The following is a 24,488-nucleotide window of genomic DNA, read 5'->3' on the forward strand; positions in this document are numbered from 1 at the left end:
GTCCTGCGATTAGGCGCCCGGACGCGGAAGTGCCCGCTCATAAAAAACGGTTAGCTCACTCACAGGCGACCAATCGAGATCGGCCTTGGCCGCACCGCAATCAAATATGGCATAGAGGCCACGGGATACGACATCCCGGCGCGAGGGCAATGCCACACGCCTGCCACCAATCCGCTTGATCATCCACTTTGCCACATCGGTCAGCCACAACCGAGTAGGTGAACCTGAGTGATAGACGAGCGGACGTCCCGAAACGCGAGCATATTGCTCCAGGAACTCGCGCGCCGAAGGGCGGGCATCGCCTACCAGATTATAGGTCTTGCCATCGATACCGCGTGCCTCGAGCGCCTGGACAATGGCGCTCGCGACATCCTCGGCGAGGATCCAAGGAAGCGGATGCCGCCCACTGCTCCAGCCAATACAGTGCTGTTCATTGTTGAAAATGCCGAGGCCCCCGTGGAATGGAGAGGTACCCTCACCGACGACAAGCCCCGGGCGCAGGATGACGACAGGAAGCCCATCTGTTTTGTGTGCATCGAGCAGCCAGGTATCGGTCTCCGCCTTCACCCGGGCATAGTCGTTGCGCGCCTCCGGATATGGGTCCGAGGGCGTGTCGTCGCGCACGATCCCGGCGTCCGGCCCCAGATAGAGCGAGGCGATCGACCCAACGTGCAGCAGTCGCTCGACCTTCTTTTCGCGGCAGATATTGGCAACCGATTGCGCGCTGCCCAGCATCGCCGCACGGATTTGGTCGAGGTTGGCGCCACCGCCGCCATGGGCGAGATTGACCACGAAACGGGCAGGGCCGATGGCACGTGAGATATCGTCGGGGTTCTTGACGTCGCCTCGAAGGACCCGAACGTTCGGATGCGAGAAGATGGGGTCGAGATTAACGGTGTTGCGCGCCATCACGCCAACGCGCCAGCCCCGGTCGACCAGCGCACGCACCGTATGCGTCCCAATGAATCCGGTACCGCCGAGCACGGCCACATCCCACGCTTCCGGCCCCTCAGCGGCGACTGCCGTAGCCTCTGCAGGGGCGGGCGCGATCTCGTGCGCGATCTCTTCGCATACCCGGACGAGTTCTGCGCCAAACGCTCCATTGGTTTCCGGCACCTGCTGACTGGCAAGACAATCGTAGAAATCCGCGACGGATGACGCCATTGATTCAAAGAACACATCTGACCGGCGCACGAGTTTTATCTGCGAGAGGCTATATCGGATTGTGCGACCGACCGTATCGGCGATCATGCTCGAAGCAGTCCGCAGCGCCGTCAGCGGCAAGTCAACCGGTTCCATCCAGCGCGTGCGACCAGTGACGTAACACTGGCCACGATACATGTCGGCAATTGCGATCCCGTCGGAGCCATAGGCGGTCAACTGCCACACGGGAAAGTCGGCACCCACTTCGAAATGCAGGCTGACCGGGCACCGCTCCGCCTCGAACATCACGTCGGCTTGTCTCAGCAGGGGAATGTCCGAACCGATCTTGTCGACCCTGCCTGCGCGCGTCACAAAGCCTCCAAGCGGCCCGACCAGGGCCCGGACTTGCGACAACGGATGCACCGCTTGCTCCAACAGGATGTTCACCGGTTTGCGGAACATCCAGTGGCCGAACTGGCGCGAGGCCAGCTGGCGCAAGGGTGCCCGGTAGACACACGCAACATGGCTGATCGGCCCGATCGCCCCCGACTCCATTAGGGCGCGCAACTTTCTGAACGAGGGGTGATGCACGAAATTCTGGTTGACGGCGAGCGTTGCGCGACCCGCTTCAGCTGCCTGGATCAGAGCGTCACACTCCGCCGTCGAGACCGCGAGCGGCTTCTCCACGAGCGTCGGCAGCCCGGCAGCGAGGGTAGCAAGCGCGGGCGCGCTGTGATGATCGGGCGGAGTGAGAATATGTGCGGCATCGAAACTACCTGACGCGAGTGCCTGCTCGACATTCGCAAACGCCCCCTCTGCGCCCCACTTGGCAGCAAAGGCTGTGCGCGCAGCTTCCGAAGGGTCCACCGCCGCACCAATCCGGACGCCATCAATACCCTTCAGGGCCTCGGCATGAGCCGCGGCGATATTTCCGGTCCCGACAATGCACACTCGCCACGTACGCGCCATAAGACCTGCTCGCTCCAGTTCGCCGTCTCCGTGTTGCAGCGCACTTTGCGCCACCCGGCTTACGGTGAGGTAAACCGCCGCGACAGTTAACGACCGAGGGACACCCGAAAGCGATCTAACACAGGCGCAGCAGTATGAAACACCGCTTCCGCCTCGCGCACGACGACCGGGTCGGCGCCGCCCGCGCGCAACACGTCCGCGATGTCAGCCAACGCATCCGCGCGCGCGAGGCCGACGAGACGGCCCTCCCCGCTCGCGATGACCGAGAGACCTGCGTCTTCGAGCCGCGCCAGAAGATCGGCGGACGGGGCGCTCTTCGGCCAGGCTTCAACGATCCGCTCCCGGCGCCCGGTCTCGTCCGCGGCGACGAGGTCGAGGATGCGGGCGAGCGCGGCCAGCGCCCCCTCCCCCCACGCCGCCTTCAGCGACGCGCCGAGCACGGCCTGCGAGCGCAGGATGACCCCGTCGTTCAGGATCTTCAGATTGTTCGCGGCGAGCGTCGCGCCCGTCGAGGTGATGTCGACCACGATCTCCGCAGTGCCGGACGCGGGCGCACCCTCGGTCGCGCCGAGGCTCTCCACGATCCGGTAGTCGGAGACGGCATGGCGCACGAAGAAGCCGTGCGTCAGCTTCAGGTACTTGGTCGCCACGCGCAGCCGCCGCCCATGCCGCGCGCGATAGCCCGCCGCGACCTCGTCCAGGTCGGCCATGGTGTCCACGTCGATCCAGGTCTTCGGCACGGCGACCACGAGGTCGGCACGCCCGAAGCCCAGCGGCTTCAGGATCTCCACCTTCTCGCCGGGCGTCGCCTCGTGCTCGTGCAGCAGATCCTCGCCCGTGATGCCGAGATGCACGGTCCCGTCGCGCAGCCGGTCGGCGATCTCGGCGGCCTGCAGGAACAGTACCTCCACGCCGTCGAGCCCACCCAGCCGGCCGACATAGTCGCGCGCGCCGCCCGCCGTCTCGATGGGCGTGCCGATCTGCGCGAAGAAGCCGATGGCCTTCTCCTGAAGCCGCCCCTTCGACGGCACCGCGATGGTCAGGCGCGCGCTCATGCCCAGTCTCCCTGACCAAGCCGGGCCAGATCGTCGATACGGATGGCGCAGCCGACCGCTGGCGTCTCCACCTCCGCCCCCAGTTCGCGCAGCAGCCGGTCGTAGCGCCCGCCGCCGGCGAGCGCCACGTCCTCGCCGCCACGCACGGCGACGACCTCGAACATGAAGCCCGTGTAGTATTCGAGCCGCCGCCCGAAATCGGCGGAGAAGCGCATGGAGGCCGTGTCGAGTCCCGCCGCCTCCATCCGGTCGAGCCGCCGGGTAAAGGCGTCCGCCGCAGCATCGATCGAGAGAGCGGCGCCGCGCGCGATCTCCAGCACGCGGTCGAGCGCGGGCCGCGGCGCGCCGTCGACCTCCAGCACTGCCTCGATGGTAGCGCGGGCGCGGGCGTCCAGCGGCTCGGCCGTTGCGTCCGCCGCCTGGTCGAGGAACCGGCGCGCGATCTCGCCCGGCGTCCGCCCGCCGGTCTGCGGGATCCCTGCCAACTCCAGCACGCCCTCGATCATGGATTGCGCCGCGTCGCGGTCGAGACGGGAAAGTGCGGCCAGAAACGCGCGCCGGTCCGCCGCGTTGGGCGCGGTGTCGCCATCCGCCAGCCGGTCGAGCAGCGCGCGGAACTTGCCGCCCTGCCAGAAGGTCCGCTTCAGCGCGGCGCGCCAGCGCTCGGGCATGTCAAGGCCATCGATCACCCCGTGCAGCAGCCCCAGGTCGCCGAGGTCGAGACGCGCGTCCGCAACACCGCCCGCGCGCACGCCCTCGACCGCGAGGCCGAGGATTTCCACGTCCGCCGAGGCCGCGTCCACCTCGCCGAAGCATTCGAAGCCGACCTGCGCGATCTCGCGCGGGCGGGTCGAGCCTGCAAGCTGCTGGCGGAATACCTTGCCCGCATAGGCGAAGCGCGCAGGCAGCCCCGCGCGGTCCGCATCGCCCAGATAGGCGAGCGCGGTGGGGATCGTCAGGTCGGGACGCAGGCAGAGCCGTTCGCCGCCCGTGTCGTCCAGCAGGAACAGGCGGCGGCGAATGTCCTCGCCCGACAGATCGAGGAACACATCGGCCGGCTGCAGCACGGGCGGGTCCACGCGGACATAGGCCCCCGCGCCGGCGATGCCGATCAGCCGTTCGGAAAGTGCGCGCGACATCTGGGCTATCCCTCCTGGCGCGCGGCCTGCGCCGCCAGCATCTGACGGACGCTGGCCACCAGGTCGCCGCGCGGCACGGTCACCTGCGACGGATGCTCCTTCCACTTGTCGTGGCTTTCGATGGACTTCGCAAGCTCGGCGCCGAGTTTGAGGTCCTTCAGCGTGATCTCGCCCTTCTCGCGCTCGTCCGTGCCCTCGATCACCGCAATCGGCGCGGTGCGGCGGTCGGCGTACTTCAGCTGGGCGCGCATGCCGGAGGTGCCGAGATACATTTCCGCGCGGATCCCCGCGGCGCGCAGTTCCGCCGTCATCGCCTGGGCGCGCGCGATCTCGCCCCGGTCGAGGACGAGAACCAGAACGGGCCCATCCTCGGAATCGGTGCGCACGAGGCCGCGGCTGACCAGCGCCGTCAGCAGCCGGTCGACGCCGATGGAGATGCCTGTCGCCGGCACCTCCTGGCCTGTGAAGCGCTTCACGAGGTCGTCGTAGCGCCCGCCGCCCGCAACCGCGCCGAACTGCACGGTTTCCCCGCGCTCGTTCTGGACGGGGAAGGTCAGCGCCCCCTCGAAAACCGGGCCGGTGTAGTAGGCAAGCCCGCGCACCACGCTGGGATCGATCAGGATGCGGTCCTCGGCGAAGCCCGCCGCATCGACGAGGGCCGCGATCTCCTCAAGCTCTGCCACGCCTTCTGCGCCGACCGCACTGCCGCCGACGAGGTCGCGCAGTTTTTGCAGCGTTTCCGCGTTCGTGCCCGCCCCCGCCGCGACGAAGGCCAGGACCGTCCCGATCTGCGCCTCGCCCAGGTGTGCGCCCTGGGTGAAGTCGCCCGACTCGTCGCGGCGCCCCTTGCCGAGCAGCAGGCGCACCCCGTCCGCCCCCAGTCGGTCGAGCTTGTCGATGGCGCGCAGCACCGTTCCGCGCTGGGCCGCGTCGCCATCCTCGCCGAGGCCGATCGCCTCCAGCACGCCGGAGAGGACCTTGCGGTTGTTGACACGGACGACATAGTCGCCGCGCGGGATGCCCAGCGCCTCGAACGTCGCGGAGACCATCATGGTCAGTTCCGCATCGGCGGCCATGACCGGCGTGCCGACCGTGTCGGCGTCGAACTGGAAGAACTCGCAGAACCGGCCCGGGCCCGGCTTCTCGTTCCGATAGACGGGCCCCACCTGGTAGCGGCGATAAGGCTTGGTAAGCCGGTCGCCCGCCATCGCCACCATGCGCGCGAGCGGCGCGGTCAGGTCGTAGCGCAGCGCCAGCCAGTCGCCGTCCTCGTCCTGGAAGCCGAACACACCGCCCATCGGGCGGTCCACATCCGGCAGATACTTGCCGAGCGCGTCGAGATACTCGATCGCCGGGGTTTCAAGCGCGGAGAAGCCGTGCCGCTCGTACACCTCCCGGATGGTGGCGAGCATCGCGCCGCGCGCACGCACGTCGCCAGCGGGAATGTCGCGGAATCCGCGCGGCAGGCGGGCCTGCGGCCGGGTCTCTTCCTGGTCGGTGATCTTCGGCATGGGTGTATCAGAACCGCGTGAATGGCGCAGAACGGCTGGCGTTTCGGCGCCGTTCCTACCCCATCGCGTCGGCGGCCACAAGCGCGCTGACCCGCCACACCCCGGCAAGAAATTGCAAGGCCTCTTGCATGGTTATTATTCGTTAAACATAGAATTTCACGTAATTTTATCTTCTAGAGTTTTCAGTATTTTCAGTTTGACAAAGAAGAGTGTCAAACCAACATTTGTTGTGAACCAGAGTCCCTTCGGGCCTTTCGTGCGTGACGGAGTATGCAGAATGCCAAGCCCGCTCGACCGCGATCCGGCCGCCCTTTTTCCCCCGCTTGCGCGGGCGGACGTGGCCTCGCTCGTTGAACTGTCGCGCGACCGTGCCGAGGACGCGCGCAGCGAACTCGCGCAACATCTCGTGCGCTTCGCGACCGCGGATGCCGCGTTGAGCGACGACGAATGGCGCCTGCTCGACGACATTCTCGTGCGCCTGATCGGCCACATGGAGACAACGCTGCGCCGGACGCTTTCGGAACGGGTCGCAGACATGGAGATGCCGCCGGCGCAGATCCTGCGGGCGCTTGCCTTCGACGAGGCGGAGGTGGCACAACCCGTGCTGTCCCGCGGACAGGGGCTGTCGGACGTCGATCTCGTCGACATCGTCCGCCGCCTGACCGTGGAGCATCGGATGGCCGTGGCAGAACGGCGCAACATCTCCGCCCCCGTCTCGGCAGCCCTGGTCGAACAGGGCGAAGCGCCCGTCGTCCGGACGCTTCTGGAGAACCGCTCCGCCCGCATCTCGCGCAGCACCTTCCGCCGCATCTGCCGCACGAGCGAGGGAGATGCCGACCTCCAAAAACTCATGATCGCCCGCCAGGACGCGCCGCGCAACCTGCTGGCGGACCTGTTCTGGGCGGTGGCGAGCGAATATCGGCGCAAGATCCTCGACAGGTTCGACCTCGACCTCGAAGTCCTGAAGCGGCGGTTCCAGGAAGGGGCCGAGGACGCGCTCTATGAATTGCAGGCCGACCCGGTCGCGGCGGCCGCCGTCAACACGTTGCGCGACCAGCCGGTCTACGGGCAGTCGGGTGCCGATGCACTGGCCACCGCTATCCGTTCCGGCCGGATCGAGGCGGTCGTCGACGCGGTTGCCCGCACGGCGCGGGTCTCGCGCGAGACGGCGCGTCGCATGGCCCATGACGAGAGCGGCGAGGCACTTGCCCTGCTTGCGAAATCGCTCGGCATGCAGAAGACACAGTTCGTGCAGCTTTTCCTTGCGCTCGACCGGGTGCGCGGCGGCGCGCCGAAGCCGTTCTCGCACGCCGACAACCTCGGCCGCCTGTTCGACCAGATCAAGTGGGAGGGGGCGGAATTCCTGATGCGTTACTGGGCGGATCCGTCGACCGTAAAGCAGACCGCCCATTGACGGCACCGCCCCTGCCCGCGCCATGCGCAGGCGGCACAGACCGGAAACGGCAAAGGCGCCCCACGGGGCGCCTTTCGCGTTTCGTGCCGGCCGAACGTCACGCTGGGAGATGGTACACCCGCCCCGGCTCGAACGGGGGACCTCCAGATCCACAATCTGGCGCTCTAACCAACTGAGCTACGGGTGCCCGGCAACGCGGACCCGGAAACTATAACCGGGCCCGCGGGAATTCAAGCGTCTCTCGACGCGGCATCCGTCAGCGGCGGACGGTTTCGGCGATTTGCGCGTAGGACGCCGTCATCGCGGCACGGATCGGGGCCGCACTTTCCTCCGCCAGGCGTGTGGCCTCGCCGGTGAGGGTGCGCACCTGCGCCAGGTAGGCGCGCGCTGCGTCCTGCAGGAAGTCCGCATGCACCCGCGCCGCTTCGGCCGGCGTGCCGGCCGTCATCGTGTCGCGCATGGCGGCGATGCCGGCATTTACACGGTCCTGCGCAAAGCCCAGAACCTGGCGATTGAGGTCGCGCACGCCCGTCTGTGCGGCGCTCTGTGCCTCGGCCAGGCTCTCGCGCGTCTCGCGGGCTGCCGCCTGCATCGCGTCCGCCATGCGGCGCAGCGACTCGACCCCTTTCCGGGAGCCGGCAAACGGATCGAAGGGCAGTGCCTGGGCGGCCTCGCCGCGGACATCGGCGGGAACAGCGGACTTTACAGTCTTTACAGCGGCCGGCGCCTTGCGCGGGCTGCGGACGGCCGGACGCGGCGCCGGACGGGCGGCCTTGGCCTTGCGCGGAGCGGGCCCGGAAGAGGCTGCGGCCTTCGCAGGCGCAGCAGATTCAGATGTCTTCGCGGCCGTGCGCGACTTGGCCTTCGGTTGCGCCTTGGCCTGAGCCTTCGGCTGCGCCTTGGGCTGAGCCTTCGGTCGGGCCTTAGGCTCGGATACGGCTTCCGCCGCGGGCCCGGCTTGCGGCGCCTCTGCGGCGGCAATGTTCGCCGGGGCAGCGTCTGTTTCGGGGGTTTCGTTCACGGTCTGCGGCTGGTCGCTCATCTGTTTCAGGCTCCGATGGCTGGATTCCGCGGATGGCGCGGCGCACGGCAACGTGCTGCACGCGCTCTGCTGCACTGCAATAACAAAGGGCGCGGCGACGATCAAGCGCGCGCATGCCCTCTTCCGCGCACGCGCGCTTTGCGCCAATGGTACGAGGCTTGCAGCCCTTCCGGCGAAGCACCTCGTCACGTCCCGACATGGGACGCCCGCAGACACGAAGCACGTCAGAGAGAGAACCGCGCGCGTGAGCCTGAAACCCGCACAAGACGCGATCCGCGCCTTCGAGGCCGACCCCCGGCCTGCATGGCTTTGGGATCCGGTGCGCGCACGCATCCTTTGGGCGAACAGGCCTGCGCTCGACTTCTGGCGCGAGGAGTCGGCCGCCGACCTGGGGGTACGGGACTTCGGCAGCGAAGATCCGGCAGCCCGTCTCATCGCGGCGTCCCGCGCCGCCTTGTCCGAAGGCAAGATCGTTGCCCGCCGGGCGACGATCCTGCGCGACGGCGAGGCCATTCCCGCCGCCCTGCAACTGGCGGGGGTCACGCTTTCGTCGGGCCGCGAGGTGGTCTTCGTGCTGGCCGAACCCGATACGAGCCGCGCCCCGGAAGTGCTGCGGCTCGAGGCTCTCGTGCGGCTCTCTCCGGTCCCGATGACCGTCTACTCGGCCGAGGGGCGCGCCCGCTTCCAGACCGAGGAGGCCGACCGCCTGTTCGGCCCGGCCTCCCGCGGGCATCTGACGCGGCGCATCATGAACCCGGAGCGGACGCGCACGCTGCTCGCCAGCGCACTGTCGAACGGCTCGGCGGCGCGTGTCTGCGTCGTCATGACCGAGGTGGGCCCTGCGCGGATGCGGGTCGCCATGCGCCGTTTCACGGATCCCAAGACCGGCGAGACGTCGATCATCGCGGTGTTCGAGGAGGCAGGCGCCGCCCCGGCGGCCTATGCCGTCGGCACCGATACCCTCCGCACAGCGGAGACAGGCGCACCCGCACCCGTCATGACTGCCCGGACGGCCGGCGACGCGCCGGACGACGCCGGACCGGACGCCGCCGAGGCGGAGGCGGACGGCGCCGGGACAGAGGTCCTGTCCCGCAGCACGGCAGCGCAGGCCGCCCGTTCCGCCACCCGCGCCGAGGCACCGGCCTCGCCATTCGGCGCGCTGACGCCCGGTTCCGGCCTGCCGCCGCTGGGCTCCCTCCTGGGGGAAGCCGCGGCCCCGCAGGAAGAGGCGGCCGCCGCACGTCCCGCCCCGGCGGCGGAGACCGGCGAGGCTGCGACGCAGCAGGCGATCATGTCCGCGCTCGACGCCGCCGGGACGGGCATCCTCACGCTCGATGCCGCGGGCGACGTGGTGGCGATCAGTCACGGTGCGGCGCACCTGTTCCGCATCGATGCCGAGGATGCGATCGGGCGGCGCTTTGCCAGCTTCCTGAACGAGCCCTCGGCCCGCCGTCTCGACAGCTTCCTCCGCTTCGGTCCGGTCATGGCACCGACCAATTTCGAAAGCGGCGGCGAAGTGCAGGGCGTCCGCCTCGACGGAACCACGCTGCCCCTCTCGCTCGTCCTGCGGCGGATCGAGGGCAAGGGCGCCGAGCGGCTGGTCGCCGTCGTCCGCGACATGTCGGAGCAGAAGCGGCTTGTCGACCAGCTCGACCAGGCGCGGGTGATGGGTGGCGGCTTCCAGGGTAATTTCCTCGCCAATGTCAGCCACGAGATCCGCACCCCGCTCAACGCCATGATCGGCTTCACCGACCTGATGCTGAAGGAAACCTTCGGCCCGGTGGGCAACGCGAAATACGTGGAGTATCTCAACGACGTGCACGACAGCGGCCTGCACGTCCTCAGCCTCGTCAACGACCTGCTGGACCTGTCGAAGGCGCAGGCGGGCCGCCTCGACCTGCATCTCGAACCGCTCGACGTCGGCGAGGTGGTCAAGGCCAGCGAACGCTTCGTAAGCCCGCAGGCGATGGCCGGCAAGGTCGCGCTGGAGACCCGCGTCGTCGACGGCCTGCCGCTGATCCGCGCGGACGAGCGCAGCCTGCGCCAGATCATCATCAACCTCGCCTCGAACGCGGTTAAGTTCACCCGCGAAGGCGGCCGCGTGTCCATGTGGGTGCGCCGGGCGGAAGGCGGCGGCGTCGAGATCGTGGTGCGCGACACCGGCATCGGCATGACGCCGGAGGAACTGCGCGAGGCGCTGGAGCCCTATGGACAGGTCAAGAGCGACGTGCGCCGCGACCAGGCGGGCACCGGGCTGGGCCTCCCCCTTGCCCGCGCGCTGGCGGAGGCGATGAAGGCGCGCTTCCAGATCGAGAGCGAGAAGGGCAAGGGCACCGCCGTGCATATCATCTTCGGGCCGGAGTGCGTGGCCGGCGTCTGATCCCCGCACCCTCCGCAACGCAGTCCCGCGGTATCAAGGCACTCGACAGATCGCGTGCGCGGGCCTAAGTGCTGTTTGCGAATGTTTCTCAAACGCAGCAGGGTTCCCCTGCCGGGAGCGCCATGACGCTTGCCGCCGATCCGAACCTCGAGACGCTGGACCCTGCGTGGCGGCGGGCAGCGGTGCGTGCCGGTACAGGTGCGGCGGCGCGCGTGGGGCTGTTCGGACCGGTCCTGCTGGTAACGGCCCTTGCCCTCCTGCCGCTTGGCGCCGTCGTCTGGATCGCGCTGACGCCGGCGGAGAACATCTGGCCGCACCTCGCCTCGACGGTTCTTCCCACCTATGTGACGACGACGCTGGCGCTCATGCTGGGCGTGGCGCTGACGACGCTCGTCCTCGGCATCGGGACGGCGTGGCTGGTCACGATGTTCCGTTTCCCGGGCCGCGGAGTGTTCGACGTGGCGATGCTGCTGCCGCTCGCCATGCCGAGCTACATCGTCGCCTATGCGGCGGTCAGCATGTTCGACTATGCCGGTCCGGTGCAGAGCCTCCTGCGCGATCTCTTCGGGTGGGAGAGTGCGCGTGACTACTGGTTCCCGCAGGTGCGCAGCCTGTGGGGTGCGATTGCGGTGATGGGCGTCACGCTCTACCCATACGTCTATCTCGCGGCCCGCTCGGCCTTCCTGGAGCAATCGGTCTGCGTGCTTGAGGTTGCCCGCACCCTGGGGCTCGGGCCCTGGCGGAGGTTCCTGAGGGTCGCGCTGCCGCTGGCGCGCCCGTCCATCGTCGTCGGGGTGGCGCTCGCGCTCATGGAGTGCCTGAACGACTATGGCACGGTGGAACATTTCGCGGTGCCGACGCTGACGCGCGGCGTGTTCGACGTGTGGATGGGGATGGGCAATGCCGCGGGCGCGGCACAGATCGCGCTGGTGCTGCTCGCTTTCGTGCTGGTGTTGCTGCTGGCCGAGCGGGCCTCGCGGCGCGGCCGCCAGTACCACCACACCACGGGCCGCCGGCAGGCGATCCCGCGCAGCGCGCTGGGCCCGGTCGCCCGCTGGCTCGCGTTTCTCGCCTGCGCGCTGCCTGTGGCCCTGGGCTTCGTCGCGCCGGTGGCCATGCTGGTTTCGCTGTCGCGGGCGGGCGATCCGTCGCGCTGGCTCTCCGACATCGTGCCGCTGGCGGGCGCCAGCCTGACGGTCGCGACTCTGACCGCGGCGGCAGCCATCGCGGCGGGGCTGCTGCTTGCCTATGCGAGCCGCCTGAGCCCACGCGGCCCGCTGCGCTGGGCGGTGCGGATCGCGACACTCGGCTACGCAGTGCCGGGCGCTGTGCTGGCGGTGGGCGTTCTGATCCCGCTCGCGGCCTTCGACAACGCGCTCGATGCCTGGATGCGGGCGACCTTCGGGCTGTCCACGGGACTGCTGCTGACGGGCGGCGTGGCGGCGCTGGTCTTTGCGCTGACCGTGCGGTTCATGGCGCTGTCCTACGGCACTGCGGAAGCGGGCCTGACGCGCGTGACCGCCTCGATGGACATGGCGGCGCGCACGCTCGGCCGCGGTCCGTTCCGCGTGCTGCGCGAGGTGCATCTGCCGCTCATTCGCGGGTCGCTTCTGACGGGCGCCCTGATCGTCTTCGTCGACGCGATGAAGGAATTGCCGGCGACCCTGCTGCTCCGCCCGTTCGGGCTGGAGACGCTGGCGACGCACGTCTATGTCTTCGCCTCGCTGGAACAGATCGAGCGCGCGGCCCCTGCCGCCCTGATGATCGTGGCGGCGGGCATCCTGCCTGTGCTGCTGCTGGCGCGCGCCAGCGGGCGCACGCGCGAGGTGCGGCGCGCGCCCGGCGCCTGAGGCCCCGCGCCGCTAGCGCTGAAGCTCCGGAATGTTCCGGTAGAGATCCAGCGCCTCCGGATTGGCGAGCGCCTCCTTGTTCTTCACCTCGCGCCCATGGACGATGTCGCGCACCGCAAGCTCGGTGATCTTGCCGGACTTGGTGCGCGGGATGTCGGCGACCGCGACGATGCGGGCGGGCATGTGGCGGGGAGAGGCGCCCTCCCGGATGCGCGTGCGTATGCGCTTCTGCAGGTCGGCGTCGAGCGGGACGCCCTCCGCCAGACGCACGAACAGCACCACCCGCACGTCGCCGTCCCAGTCCTGCCCGATGGCCAGCGCCTCGATCACCTCGGGGATCTGCTCGACCTGGCGATAGATCTCCGCGGTGCCGATGCGCACGCCGCCCGGATTGAGCGTCGCGTCGGAGCGACCGTAGATGATGATGCCGCCCGTGTCGGGCCGGATCTCGGCGAAGTCGCCATGCGCCCAGACGCCGGGGAAGCGGGCGAAATAGGCGTCGTGGTACTTCTGCCCGTCCTTGTCGTTCCAGAAGCCGATGGGCATTGAGGGGAACGGCTTCACGCAGACAAGCTCCCCCTTCTCGCCGAGGACGGCGTGCCCCTCGTCGTCCCAGACCTCGACCGCCATGCCGAGCGCCTTGCCCTGGATCTCGCCGCGGTACACGGGAGCAGTGGGGTCGCAGCCGACGAAGCAGGCGAGCAGGTCCGTCCCGCCCGAGACGCTTGCGAGGTGCACGTCGGGCTTCACCGCCTCGTAGACATAGTCGAAGCTCTCCGGCACCAGCACCGAGCCCGTGGACCCGATCGCCCGCACGCTCGCCAGCGAATGGGTGTCGACGGGGCGCAGGCCCTCCTTCTTGATCGCGTCGATGTATTTCGCGGACGTGCCGAACCAGGTCATGCCGGTCTCGTCGGCGAAGTCGAGCACGGCGGTGGGCTTGGGATGGAACGGGGAGCCGTCGAACAGCAGCAGCGTCGCCTCGGACGCGAGCGCGGTCACGAGCCAGTTCCACATCATCCAGCCGCAGGTGGTGAACCAGAAGACGCGGTCGTCCTTGCGGATGTCGCAATGCAGCCGGTGCTCCTTGAGGTGCTGGAGCAGCGCGCCGCCCGCGCAATGCACGATGCACTTCGGAACCCCGGTCGTGCCGCTGGAGAACATGATGTAGAGCGGGTGGTCGAAGGGAAGCTGGACGAAATCGATCTCGCCCGCCGGATGGTCCGCCACCATCGCCTCCCAGCTCAGGGCCTTGTCGATCCCTTCGGGCGTCTTGCCGTGCTGCAGGTGGTCGAAGAAGACGACGCGCTCCAGCGAGGGCATCTGCGCGGCGATCTCCTTCACCTTCGCGCCCAGCTCGAACGTCTTGCCCGCGTACCAGTAGCCGTTGCAGGCAAAGAGCACGCGGGGCTCGATCTGGCCGAAGCGGTCGAGCACGCCCTGCACGCCGAAATCGGGCGAGCACGAGGACCACACGCCGCCGAGGCTCGTCACCGCGAGCATGGCGACCACCGCCTCCGGGCCGTTCGGCACGATACCGGCGCAGCGGTCGCCGGGCTCAAGTCCCATCGCCTTCAGCGCCGCCGCCATGCGCGAGACCGCGTCGTAAAGCTCCGCCCAGCTCAGCGTCCGCTTCGTCTTGTCCTCGGCATGGGCGATGATCGCCGGCCCACCGTCGCGCCGGCGCAGCAGGTTCTCCGCGAAATTGAGCTGCGCACCGGGGAAGAAGCGCGCGCCCGGCATCGCCTTGCCGTTCTCGATCACCGTGTCGCCGCGGGCGCTGGCAACGACGCCGCAGCCGTCCCAGAGGCTCGACCAGAACTGCTCCGGCCGGTCGACGGACCAGGCGTGCAGCGCGTCGTAATCCGGCAGGTCCACCGCCCAGTCGCGCGCCGCCTGCTCCCGGAAGTGCGTGATGTTGGCATTGGCGATGCGCTGGGCATCGGGCGTCCACATGGGCGTGGTCATGGCGGCGGCATCCTCCCCGGCTCTTGCTGGCGCGACGGTTCCCTTGCGCTCCTTTATGGCCTCGCGCCCCCGCTGCCCGCAAGGCCCCCGGGGGATGGCGGGGCGCATGGGCCGGGCTTACGGAAGAACACGGCCCGCCGTTGTTTCGCCATCCCGATTGTGCATAGCTTTCCGGCAAGATACGCGAAGGGGAGTCGCAGCCATGCTCAAGCGGATTCTGATCGGCCTCGGCATTCTGGTGGTGGTGCTGATCGCAGGCGTGGTGGCGCTGCCCTTCCTCATCCCGGCGGAGACGATCAAGACGCAAGTGGCGTCTGCGGTCGAACGCGCCACCGGCCGCACCCTGACGATCAGTGGCGACGTCGCGCCGTCCGTCTTCCCCAGTCTCGGGGTCGAGGCGGGCGGAATCACCCTCTCCAACGCGGAGGGGGCAAGCGATCCCGACATGATTGCGGCGGAACAGATCACCGCAAAGCTCGCGCTCATGCCGCTGCTGACCGGCGAGGTGAAGGTTGAGGGTTTCCGGCTGGTGAAGCCCGTCATTCATCTCGAGGTGGCCGAGGACGGCACCCCCAACTGGATGTTCGGCAAGCCCGGCGGCGAAGGGGGCACGGCCGGGCGTCAGGCACCCGCTGGCGAGGGCCGCGGCGATGCATCGGAGGGGGCGGGCCAGCTTCCCCGGAACATCTCGCTGGAAAACGTCGAGATCGTGGACGGTCTCGTCACATTCACGGACCGGCGCACCGGAGAGCGGCGCGAGGCGAGCGAAATCAATCTTGCGGTGTCGCTGCCCGCCATCGACCAGCCGCTGACCGCCAAGGGCGGCCTGCGCCTCGACGGGGAGCAGGCGGACATCGACGTCACGCTCGACACGCTTGCGTCGGCGCAGGCGGGCGAACGCACGCGCATCGAGGCGCGCCTCGCCTCGCAGCTTGCGACCATCGCGTTTGCGGGAACGGTGCAGCCGGGCGGGCCCCTGCCCGCCGTCGACGGCACGTTCGAACTCAAGGTCCCGTCCACCGACGCGCTGGCGGAATGGACCGGTCAGAGCCTGCCGGACGACGCGGCCCCGCTCGAAAGCATCGACGTGACAGGACGGCTGCGCGCGGACGCGGACGGCGTCGACACCGAGGTGAAGGGCGCTGCCGGCTGGAACGGACGGCAGATGACGGTGGATGTCACCGCGCGCGGCGAGGGCGATCCGCGCAGCGGCGCGCCGGTCGCGCTGGACGCGAAGGTCACCTCCGACCTGTTGAGCGCGAGCTATGCGGGCACGGTCGCCATGACCGACGCCCTGCCGCTTCTCGATGGCACCTACAGCCTCGGCGTGCCCGCGCCTGCCGACCTCGGCACCTGGCTGGGCCAGCCGGTCAGCCCGACGCTCGCCGCGCTGTCCGGCATTTCGTTCCAGGGCCGCGTGAAGCGCACGGATGCTGCGCTGGAGGCAACGAGCGAGGGGGCACTCACCTGGCGTGGGGAGCCGTTCGCCATCACGCTGACAGCCAACGCGGCGGGCGACCCGATGGCGGGCGTTCCCATCGCGATCGACGCGGCCGTCGCCTCGCCGAAGGTCACCACGACGTTCAAGGGCACGGGCACGGCGGGCAACGCCCCGGCGGTGAAGGGCCGATTGACCGTCGACAGCCCGTCGGTGCGCGATCTTCTCGCCTGGCTCGAGATCCCGGTGGAGACGCCGCAGGGCACTCTGGGTGCGCTCGCGCTGCAGACGGGCGTGGACGCGACGCCCGCGCGCGTCGCGCTGGAGGCGCTGACGCTTAACCTGGACGAGGCGAGCGTCACGGGCGACATCCGCGCCGCGGGCCTCAACGGCCGGCCGGACGTGAAGGGCACACTGGCACTCGCCAATCTCAACGTGGACGCGTTTGCCGGTGCGGCTGGCGGCGGAGACGCGCCGGCACAGGCAAAGCCCGCTGAGGACGGATGGAGCGACGCACCCATCGACCTGTCGGCCCTGTCTCTCGCCGACGCGGACCTGAAACTGACAGCGGCGAACGTGCGGGCAGGCGGGCTCAAGCTCGACAAGGCCGCATCGCGCCTGCTGTTGAAGGACGGCACGCTGCGGCTCGACCTCAGCGACCTGGGCCTATATGGCGGGACCGGCGGCGGGCGCATCACGCTGGCCGCGGGCGGGGCGGCACCGCAGCTTGCGAGCGCGCTGAAACTGGCCGGCGTGCAGCTTGGCCCCCTCCTCAAGGACGCGGCCGACTTCACCCGCCTGGAAGGCACCGGCAATGTCGAGATGGACGTGACGACGGCGGGCGGCAGCGTGAAGCAGATGGTGTCCGCGCTGGGCGGCAAGGGCGCGATCGACGTGCGCGACGGCGCCATAGTCGGGATCAACCTGGCGGCGATGGTGCGAAATGCCGCGAACGCCTTCCTCGATTCCTCGGCGCGCGAGACGCAGAAGACCGACTTCGCGGCGCTGACCGCGACCTACACCATCGCGAAGGGCATCGTGACCAACAACGACCTCGCGCTCGTTGGGCCGCTGCTGCGGGTTACGGGTGCCGGCACGGTCGACCTTCCCGCGCGCACTGTCGATTACCGGATCGAGCCCAAGGCGGTGGCGAGCCTTCAGGGGCAGGGCGGCCAGGGTGACCTCAAGGGCATCGTCGTGCCCGTGGTCGTGTCTGGCCCGTGGTCGAACCTCTCCTACCGGCCCGACCTCACGGGCGCCATCACGGGTGCGCTGCGCGATCCGCAGGCCCTGCAACAGGGGCTGGAGGGGCTGAAGGGCGGCGGAACGGATGCGATCCGCAGCCTGCTCGGCGGCGGCGGAACGTCGGAGGGCGGGACCACCGAAGGCACGAAGAGTCCGCTGGGCGGCGTGCTCGACAAGGTGCTTGGCGGCAGCCAGACGCAGCAAGCACCCGCGCAGGAGAGCCCGTCCGGCACGACGACGACGCAGGAGGAGCCGGCACCCTCCTCGTCGCCACCATCTCCGAAAGATCTGCTGCGGGGGCTGCTGAACCGCTGACGGTGCGGTCCCCGTCAATCTCCCCTTAAGATTCGCCGTGGTCTTATCAAGTGACCTAACGGCCTTTCAGGGATGGGACCGAACATGTCAGGTCAAACGATCCGTGCCGCGGGCGCGGAGGACGCTCAGGCCCTCGCCTATATCGTCCTCAAGATGCTGTCTGAGACAGAGGGCGGCGACGGGATCGAGCGCGACAAGGTCGCCGAGCGCCTGAAGGAGGACGGACCCGGCGGAAAGGGCCTGTTCGAGTGCCTGATCGGATTCCATCGGGCCCGCCCGTCGGGCATGCTGATGTATTCTCACACCTACGACCCCTACACCATGTCGGCCGGGGCGCAGGTGCAGACGATCTATGTCACCGAGGCGGCGGGCGCGGATGGCCTGGCCGAAGACCTCGTGAACGGCCTCTTCCACATCGCGGCCAAGCAGAAATGGTCGCATATCGACTGGCCGGTCGACCGTACCGACAAGGACGCCGTCGCCTTCTTCAAGGACGAGGTGGGCGCGACCTGCGGCCACTATGGCTTCCGCGTCTCGCGCAAGAACATCGAGAACTGGATCAGGTCGGGGCGGGCGGCGGCGTAAGGCGCCGCGCGCGCCCTGCCGCGCACATGCCCAAGGCCGCACGCTCACCGGGGCACGCAAGCGTACAGCCGCGAAATGGCCCGCGCGCGGGCTCATCCTTCCTCACGCCGTTCAGCGGCTGAAGCGTCTCAGAAGATGGTAACGGCAGCCAGCGCTGCCACGCTCGCCAGCACCACGACGGCGGCGAGCGACAGGCCGACGATGGCCGCCGCCCCGATACGGAACCTCTTGCGCGGAGCGCGGCGTTCCGCCTCCCCCTTCGGCAGTTCCATCTCCTCGGTCCGGCCGGCCTGCTCCAGTTCGGCCTTCACGCGGCCCGCGACCTCGTCGGCGTCGAGGCCGAGGTGGCGGGCATAGGCGCGGGCATAGCCAACCGTGTAGCAGGCGGCCGGCAGCCGGTCGTAGGCGCCTTCTTCCAGCGCGAAGAGATAGGTCTTGGTCAGGCAGAGCTTGGATGCGGTGTCGTGCGCGTCCTCGTTGCGGCCGATCCGGCGTTCGCGCAGGACGGCGCCGATCGGCTTGTCCGGATCGCGTTCGGGGCGGCCGCCGCGGCGCATCGTGCCGCCGGAGACGCGCGTGGCATCGCGAAACTCTGCGATGGCGAGGTGACGTACGGACATGGTGACCCCTTGCTGGCTGCGTCCGAAGTGCCCCAAAGAAACCCTTTACAATTGAAGCAACGTTCTTAACGAGACTCAACAAGTGATTCGTTTACGGGCGCGATTCCGCATCGCTTTTCCCGGTTCCCGAACTTTAGGGCAGAAGGGTGAAGAGGGCGTAAACCAGCCCCTTCGGCCCGCCATAGTCCTCAGTTTTCGTGGAAAATGCGGTAGATCGCGCCCGCGTAGTCGTCCCCGATCAGCAGCGATCCATCGGGCAGCAGCGCCAGTTGCGCGGGCTTGCCCCAGGCCGTGCGCGAGCTTTGCCCGGCGAGGAAACCGTCGGCGAAGATCTCCAGCCGCTCGAAGCCGCCATCGGCGGAAAAGCGTGCGCGCAGAAGCTGATAGCCGGAGGGGTCCATCGGATCGCGGTTCCAGCTGCCCTGTAGCGCGATGAAGGCGTCGTTGCGGTACTCCTCCGGGAACATGGCGCCCGTGTAGAACACCATGCCGAGCGCGCCCGCATGCGCCTCGATCTCGGCGAGCGGCGTAACCGTGCCTTCGGGCGGCGTCGCATCGGCGAACTGCGGATAGGGCTTTTCCGCCTTGCCCCAGACGAAGGGAAAGCCGAAGTGCTGGCCCGGCGCGTCGAGCCGATTCAGCTCGTCCGGCGGGATATGGTCGCCCATGTTGTCGCCGCCATTGTCGGTGAAATGGAGGACGCCCGTCTCCGGATGCCAGTCGAACCCGACCGAATTGCGCACGCCGCGCGCGATCGTCTCGGGCTCCCAGGTCCGGGGATCGAAGCGGACGAGGGTCGCCGCGAGCCCCTCCACCGCGCAGATGTTGCAGGGCGCGCCGACAGCCGCGTAGAGCAGCCCGTCCGGCCCGAACTCGGCGGCGCGCCAGCCGTGGTGCCGCCGGTCGATCAGCCCCTCGTGCAGCATTTCTCCGGGCCCCGGCTCGCGCGGCCAGGTCTCGCTGAGGGCGAAGCGCCGGACCCGGTGCGTCTCGACGACATAGAGGCGGCCGTCCGGACCGATGTCGATGCCGTGCGGCATCTTGCCGTCCGTGATGACGGCGGTGCGCGCGTCGGGCCGCCCGTCGCCGTCCACGTCGTCCAGCCGCCATACCGTCTCGCCGCGCGTGGAGACGAAGATCGTGCGTCCGTCGTCCATCACGGCCATCTCGCGCGCGCCCGGCACCTCGGCGAAGAGTTCCGCCTTGAAGCCGTCGGGCAGGCGCAGGCTCGCGACCTGTTCGGGCGTGGCGGCAGATGCCGCGGCAGGCACGATGGCAAGCGCGGCGGCGGCAGCGGCGGCAAGGCGGGCGAGGGTCATCGGTCGGGCCTCCCTTGAACGGCATCAGGCGGGGATCGCCCCCCGCCTGACATGGGTTCGAAGGGGCCGCGCGTCCAGCCGAACGCGCCGGGACCGCCTCAGCCGGCAGCCGCCACCGCGCGCTTCGCCATCACGGTGACGAGATGGGCGCGATACTCCGGCGAGCCATGGATGTCGCCGTTCACGTCGTCCGGCGACACCTTCACATTGGCGACGGCATCGGCGGAGAAGTTGCCCGCGAGCGCCTTTTCCATCTCGGCTACACGAAAGACGCCGCTCGCGCCAGCGCCGGTGATCGCCACGCGCACCGAGCCGTCCTTCATCTGCGCGACGAAGGCGCCGACGAGGGAATAGCGCGAGGCCGGGTTCGGGAACTTGGCGTAAGCCGCCTTGGCCGGGATCGGGAAGGAGATCTTCGTGATGATCTCCCCATCCTCCAGCGCCGTCTCGAAGATGCCCTTGAAGAAGTCGTCCGCAGCGATCTGGCGGGCGTCGGTGTACACGGTCGCGCCGAGGCCCAGCACCGCGCCCGGATAGTCCGCAGCCGGGTCGTTGTTCGCGACCGAGCCGCCGAGCGTGCCGCGATGGCGCACGTGCGGGTCGCCGATGTGCGAGGCGAGATCGGCGAGCGCGGGGATCGCCTTGCGCACCTCCGCCGAGGAGGCGACGTCGGCGTGCCGCACCGCCGCCCCGATCACGACGGCGTCGCCCGTGACCTCGATGCCCTGAAGCTCGGCAACCTGGGCGAGGTCGACCAGGTCGGAGGGCATGGCAAGGCGTTGCTTCATCGTCGGCAGCAGCGTCTGCCCGCCGGCCAGCAGCTTGCCGTCCTCCGCCCCGCCGAGCAGGGACTTGGCCTCCGACAGGCTCGTGGGCCGGTGATAGGTGAAGGAATACATGGTTCTCGTTTCTCCCTGATGTTCGTGCGGGCCGCCCGCCCCCACCCCGCCGGTCGCGGCGGGACGGAGAGAGGCACCCGGATCAGCCGTGGATCGCGCGCCAGACACGCTCCGGCGTCGCGGGCATGGCGATGTTGTCGCTTCCCGTGGCGTCGATGATCGCGTTGATGACAGACGGCGGCGAGCCGATCGCGCCCGCCTCGCCGCAGCCTTTCAGCCCCAGCGGGTTCGACGGGCAGACGGTCGTCGAATGGCCGAGCGTGTAGGACGGCACGTCGGCCGCGCGCGGCATGCAATAGTCCATGTAGGAGCCGGTCAGAAGCTGGCCCGTCTCCTTGTCATAGATGCAGCCCTCGAACATCGCCTGGCCTATGCCCTGGGTCAGGCCGCCATGGACCTGCCCCTCGACGATCATCGGGTTCATGATGTTGCCGAAGTCGTCGACCGCGGTGAACTTCACGATCTCCGTGTGGCCGGTGTCGGGGTCGACCTCGACCTCGCAGACGTGGCAACCCGACGGGAAGGTGAAGTTGATCGGGTCGTAGAAGGCGCCTTCCTTCAGCCCCGGCTCGATCCCCTGCGGCAGGTTGTGGGCGGTGTAGGCCGCGAGCGACACCTCGCCGAAGCTCAGCTCCTTGTCGGTGCCCGCGACCTTCAGCTTGCCGCCCTCGATGACGATGTCGTCCTCCGCCGCCTCCATCAGGTGCGCGGCGATCTTCTTCGCCTTCGCCTCGACCTTCTCCAGCGCCTTGTGGATCGCGTTGAGGCCGACGGGGCCCGAGCGCGAGCCATAGGTGCCCATGCCGAACTGCACCTTGTCGGTGTCGCCGTGCACGATCTGCACGTTCTCCACCCCGATGCCGAGACGGTCGGCGATCAGCTGGGCGAAGACCGTCTCATGGCCCTGGCCGTGGCTGTGGCTGCCGGTCAGAACCTCGACATTGCCGGTGGGGTTCACGCGGACCTCCGCCGATTCCCACTGGCCGACGCCGGCGCCGAGCGAACCGACCGCCGCCGATGGGGCGAGACCGCACGCCTCGATATAGGTCGAGAAGCCGAGGCCGCGCAGCTTGCCGCGCGTCTTCGCCTCCTCCTTGCGGGCCGGCAGACCCTTGTAGTCCGCCAGTTCCAGCGCCTTCTCGATCAGCGCGTCGAAATCGCCGGAGTCGTAGTTCATGATCACCGGCGTCTGGTGCGGGAAGGACTTGATGAAGTTCTTCCGCCGCAACTCCACACGGTCGACGCCCATCTCGCGCGCCGCCTTCTCGATCAGGCGTTCGAGCAGATAGGTCGCCTCCGGCCGCCCCGCGCCGCGGTAGGCGTCGACGCAGTTCGTGTTGGTGTAGACCGCCGTCACCTCGCAATAGATGTTCTTCATGTCGTACTGCCCGGAGAGCAGCGTGCCATAGAGATAGGTGGGCGTGACCGACGAGAAGATCTGCATGTAGGCACCGATGTTGGCGATCGTGTTCACCTTGAAGCCGATGATGCGGTGGTCGGCGTCGAAGGCCATCTCGGCGTGGGTGACATGGTCGCGCGCGTGCGCGTCAGTCAGGAAGGACTCCGTCCGCTCCGCCGTCCAGCGCACCGGGCGGCCGACCTTCTTGGAGGCCCAGAGGCAGACCGTCTCCTCCGGATAGACGTAGATCTTGGAGCCGAAGCCGCCGCCGACGTCGGGGCCGACCACGCGCAGCTTGTGCTCCGGCGCGACGCCGACGAAGGCCGACAGCACCAGGCGCGCCACATGCGGGTTCTGCGTGGTGTTGTAGAGGGTGTAGCTCTCCTCCGCCTCGTCATAGACGGCGAGTGCGGCACGCGGCTCGATCGCGTTCGGGATCAGGCGGTTGTTGACCACGTCGATCTTCACGACGTGGGCCGCGTCCTTGAAGGCGGCATCCGTCGCCGCCTCGTCGCCGATCGGCCAGGTGAAGATGTGGTTGTTCGGCGCCTCCGGATGGATCTGCGGTGCGCCGGGCTCCATCGCCTTCACGGGGTCGATGACGGCGGGCAGTTCCTCGTAGTCGACGGCCACCTTCTCGGCGGCGTCGCGCGCCTGCTCCCGCGTGTCGGCGATCACGACGGCGACCTGGTCGCCCACGTGCTTCACCGTGTCGGCGGCGATGGAGGGATGCGCGCCGACCTTCATCGGCGTGCCGTCCTTCGAATGGATCATCCACCCGCAGATCAGGCTGCCGAGCTTGTCCTCGGCGAAGTCCTTGCCCGTCAGCACCGCGTGGACGCCCGGCATGGCCAGCGCCTCGGACGCGTCGATGTTGCGGATGCGCGCGTGCGCGTAGGGCGAGCGCACGAAGACCGCGTGCGTGGCGCGCGCCACGGCGATGTCGTCGGTGTAGCGGCTCTTTCCGGTGATGAAGCGCCTGTCCTCCTTGCGAAGGACGCGCTGACCCAGTCCGTCAGCTCCCATGATCTTCCTCCCTGTCGATCCCTGTCGGCGATTATTCGGCGGCTTGGGCGCCGCTCATCTTCGCGTTCGCGTCGAGGATCGCCTTGACGATGTTGTGATAGCCCGTGCAGCGGCAGATGTTGCCCTCAAGCTCCTCGCGGACGGTCTTCTCGTCGAGGTTCGGCCCGCCCTTGCGGTTCACGATGTCGATGCCCGCCATGATCATGCCCGGCGTGCAGAAGCCGCACTGGAGCCCGTGATGCTCGCGGAAGGCGGCCTGCATCGGGTGCAGTTCATCGCCCTTGGCCAGCCCCTCGATGGTCGTCACGTTGCTGCCGTCGGCCTGCGCCGCCAGCATCGTGCAGGACTTGACCGCGAGCCCGTCGACGTGAACGACGCAGGCGCCGCACTGCGAGGTGTCACAGCCGACATGCGTGCCGGTAAGACCCAGGTTCTCCCGCAGGAAATGCACCAGCAGAGTGCGATCCTCACACTCGCCGGAGACCTGGCGACCGTTCACACTCATAGTAACTTTTGGCATTAAAAGCCTCCCACCTGAAAAATTGGCCCCGTAGTCGTTGGGCTCGCTTGCACGATGTTGCTTGGGCGCCGGCGCGCCGCGGGCCGTCCGGAACGGCGGCCCGATTGCGGGTCAGCGTGACCCGAAATCGCCGCGTCCGCAAGATGGCTGCATGCGCGACATATCCACCTTTCTGCCTAGTCCCAGCACTCAGCTTCCGGCGACCCGCGCGAGTGCGGCCAGAACGCCCAGAAGCTGAACGGCGTTGAGCGTGACGGACCAGCGGTGCAGGTACCTGAAACGCCGCCCCGCTGCTGCGTCGCCGCCCTGTTCGGCGTCCCGTGCCGCGTTGATCTGCGGCATCAGGACCTGGCGTGCATAGACGAAGAGACCGGCCACCAGCGCCACGACGACGGCGAGCGTGATGTTGACCGCGAACATGAGCACGGCGCACGCCGCCGCCGTCAGCGCGCCATAGAGGTAGTAGAAGGGAAACAGCGCCCGGATGAAGCGGGCCGCCTCCTGCTCCGGCAGCTTGACGAACACGAGCGGCGCGACGACGGCGGAGAAGAAAACCATCCCGCCGAGCAGCAGTCCGCCAGACACGACCGTACCGGCCATGATCCAGTCCATGTGCATCCCCTCCCGCGGACGCGCCGGGCGCATGCTCGC

17 protein-coding genes and 1 tRNA gene are annotated in these 24,488 nt (G+C 68.7%); 5 read left to right on the top strand and 13 right to left on the bottom strand.

Annotated elements, in window-relative coordinates; genetic code table 11:
* Positions 1-9: 9 nt before the first annotated feature.
* From NJQ99_RS14635 to hisS, 4 genes are all read right to left on the bottom strand, one after another.
* Complete coding sequence (locus NJQ99_RS14635) at positions 10-2,112, bottom strand: NAD-dependent epimerase/dehydratase family protein (RefSeq protein WP_269333613.1); 2,103 nt, start codon at positions 2,110-2,112, stop codon at positions 10-12.
* An 86-nt stretch (positions 2,113-2,198) separates the two neighbouring features.
* Entirely contained in the window at positions 2,199-3,167 is a 969-nt protein-coding gene (gene hisG, locus NJQ99_RS14640; RefSeq protein ID WP_269333614.1) for an ATP phosphoribosyltransferase, read from the bottom strand.
* Positions 3,164-4,306: an ATP phosphoribosyltransferase regulatory subunit gene (locus tag NJQ99_RS14645; protein ID WP_269333615.1), complete on the bottom strand. Its 1,143-nt coding sequence runs from the start codon at positions 4,304-4,306 to the stop codon at positions 3,164-3,166. The genes hisG and NJQ99_RS14645 overlap by 4 nt, the downstream gene beginning before the upstream one ends.
* Positions 4,307-4,311: 5 nt before the next feature.
* Positions 4,312-5,817 (bottom strand): histidine--tRNA ligase, encoded by a 1,506-nt coding sequence (hisS, locus tag NJQ99_RS14650; RefSeq protein WP_269333616.1) that lies wholly within the window; start codon positions 5,815-5,817, stop codon positions 4,312-4,314.
* Positions 5,818-6,094: 277 nt separating this feature from the next.
* On the opposite strand from hisS, the gene NJQ99_RS14655 reads away from it, so the two are divergent.
* Positions 6,095-7,231: a DUF2336 domain-containing protein gene (locus tag NJQ99_RS14655; protein WP_269333617.1), complete on the top strand. Its 1,137-nt coding sequence runs from the start codon at positions 6,095-6,097 to the stop codon at positions 7,229-7,231.
* A gap of 110 nt (positions 7,232-7,341) precedes the next feature.
* On the opposite strand, the gene NJQ99_RS14660 is transcribed toward NJQ99_RS14655, so the two are convergent.
* Positions 7,342-7,418, bottom strand: a tRNA-His gene (locus tag NJQ99_RS14660).
* Between the two features lie 69 nt (positions 7,419-7,487).
* Entirely contained in the window at positions 7,488-8,378 is an 891-nt protein-coding gene (locus NJQ99_RS14665; protein WP_269333618.1) for a phasin family protein, read from the bottom strand.
* Between the two features lie 139 nt (positions 8,379-8,517).
* On the opposite strand from NJQ99_RS14665, the gene NJQ99_RS14670 reads away from it, so the two are divergent.
* Positions 8,518-10,653: a sensor histidine kinase gene (locus NJQ99_RS14670; RefSeq protein WP_269333619.1), complete on the top strand. Its 2,136-nt coding sequence runs from the start codon at positions 8,518-8,520 to the stop codon at positions 10,651-10,653.
* Positions 10,654-10,775: 122 nt separating this feature from the next.
* Complete coding sequence (locus NJQ99_RS14675) at positions 10,776-12,503, top strand: ABC transporter permease (protein WP_269333620.1); 1,728 nt, start codon at positions 10,776-10,778, stop codon at positions 12,501-12,503.
* 12 nt (positions 12,504-12,515) lie between these two features.
* Here the strand turns inward: NJQ99_RS14675 and NJQ99_RS14680 are convergent, their stop codons facing one another.
* A complete protein-coding gene (locus tag NJQ99_RS14680) occupies positions 12,516-14,471 on the bottom strand; it encodes an acetoacetate--CoA ligase (RefSeq protein ID WP_269333621.1) in 1,956 nt (651 codons plus the stop codon).
* A 202-nt stretch (positions 14,472-14,673) separates the two neighbouring features.
* On the opposite strand from NJQ99_RS14680, the gene NJQ99_RS14685 reads away from it, so the two are divergent.
* The gene (locus NJQ99_RS14685) at positions 14,674-17,469 is read left to right on the top strand and encodes an AsmA family protein (RefSeq protein ID WP_269333622.1); all 2,796 of its coding nucleotides are present in this window, start codon (positions 14,674-14,676) and stop codon (positions 17,467-17,469) included.
* Positions 17,470-17,553: 84 nt separating this feature from the next.
* Positions 17,554-18,054 carry a hypothetical protein gene (locus tag NJQ99_RS14690; RefSeq protein WP_269333623.1) on the top strand — a complete coding sequence of 167 codons (501 nt, stop codon included), beginning with the start codon at positions 17,554-17,556 and terminating at the stop codon, positions 18,052-18,054.
* A 128-nt stretch (positions 18,055-18,182) separates the two neighbouring features.
* On the opposite strand, the gene NJQ99_RS14695 is transcribed toward NJQ99_RS14690, so the two are convergent.
* The 6 genes from NJQ99_RS14695 to NJQ99_RS14720 all read right to left on the bottom strand — a co-directional run bounded on the left by NJQ99_RS14695 (position 18,183) and on the right by NJQ99_RS14720 (position 24,449).
* Positions 18,183-18,674, bottom strand: a complete 492-nt coding sequence (locus NJQ99_RS14695; protein WP_269333624.1) for a helix-turn-helix domain-containing protein — start codon at positions 18,672-18,674, stop codon at positions 18,183-18,185.
* 188 nt (positions 18,675-18,862) lie between these two features.
* Positions 18,863-19,993, bottom strand: coding sequence for a PQQ-dependent sugar dehydrogenase (locus tag NJQ99_RS14700; RefSeq protein ID WP_269333625.1), 1,131 nt, complete (start codon positions 19,991-19,993; stop codon positions 18,863-18,865).
* A gap of 98 nt (positions 19,994-20,091) precedes the next feature.
* A complete protein-coding gene (locus tag NJQ99_RS14705; protein ID WP_269333626.1) occupies positions 20,092-20,892 on the bottom strand; it encodes an FAD binding domain-containing protein in 801 nt (266 codons plus the stop codon).
* Between the two features lie 82 nt (positions 20,893-20,974).
* Complete coding sequence (locus tag NJQ99_RS14710) at positions 20,975-23,317, bottom strand: xanthine dehydrogenase family protein molybdopterin-binding subunit (protein ID WP_269333627.1); 2,343 nt, start codon at positions 23,315-23,317, stop codon at positions 20,975-20,977.
* Between the two features lie 31 nt (positions 23,318-23,348).
* Complete coding sequence (locus NJQ99_RS14715) at positions 23,349-23,837, bottom strand: (2Fe-2S)-binding protein (RefSeq protein WP_269333628.1); 489 nt, start codon at positions 23,835-23,837, stop codon at positions 23,349-23,351.
* 189 nt (positions 23,838-24,026) lie between these two features.
* The gene (locus tag NJQ99_RS14720) at positions 24,027-24,449 is read right to left on the bottom strand and encodes a DUF4149 domain-containing protein (protein WP_269333629.1); all 423 of its coding nucleotides are present in this window, start codon (positions 24,447-24,449) and stop codon (positions 24,027-24,029) included.
* Between the last annotated feature and the right edge of the window lie 39 nt (positions 24,450-24,488).

Origin of the sequence: Futiania mangrovi (assembly GCF_024158125.1) — a bacterium.
GTDB lineage: Bacteria > Pseudomonadota > Alphaproteobacteria > Futianiales > Futianiaceae > Futiania > Futiania mangrovi.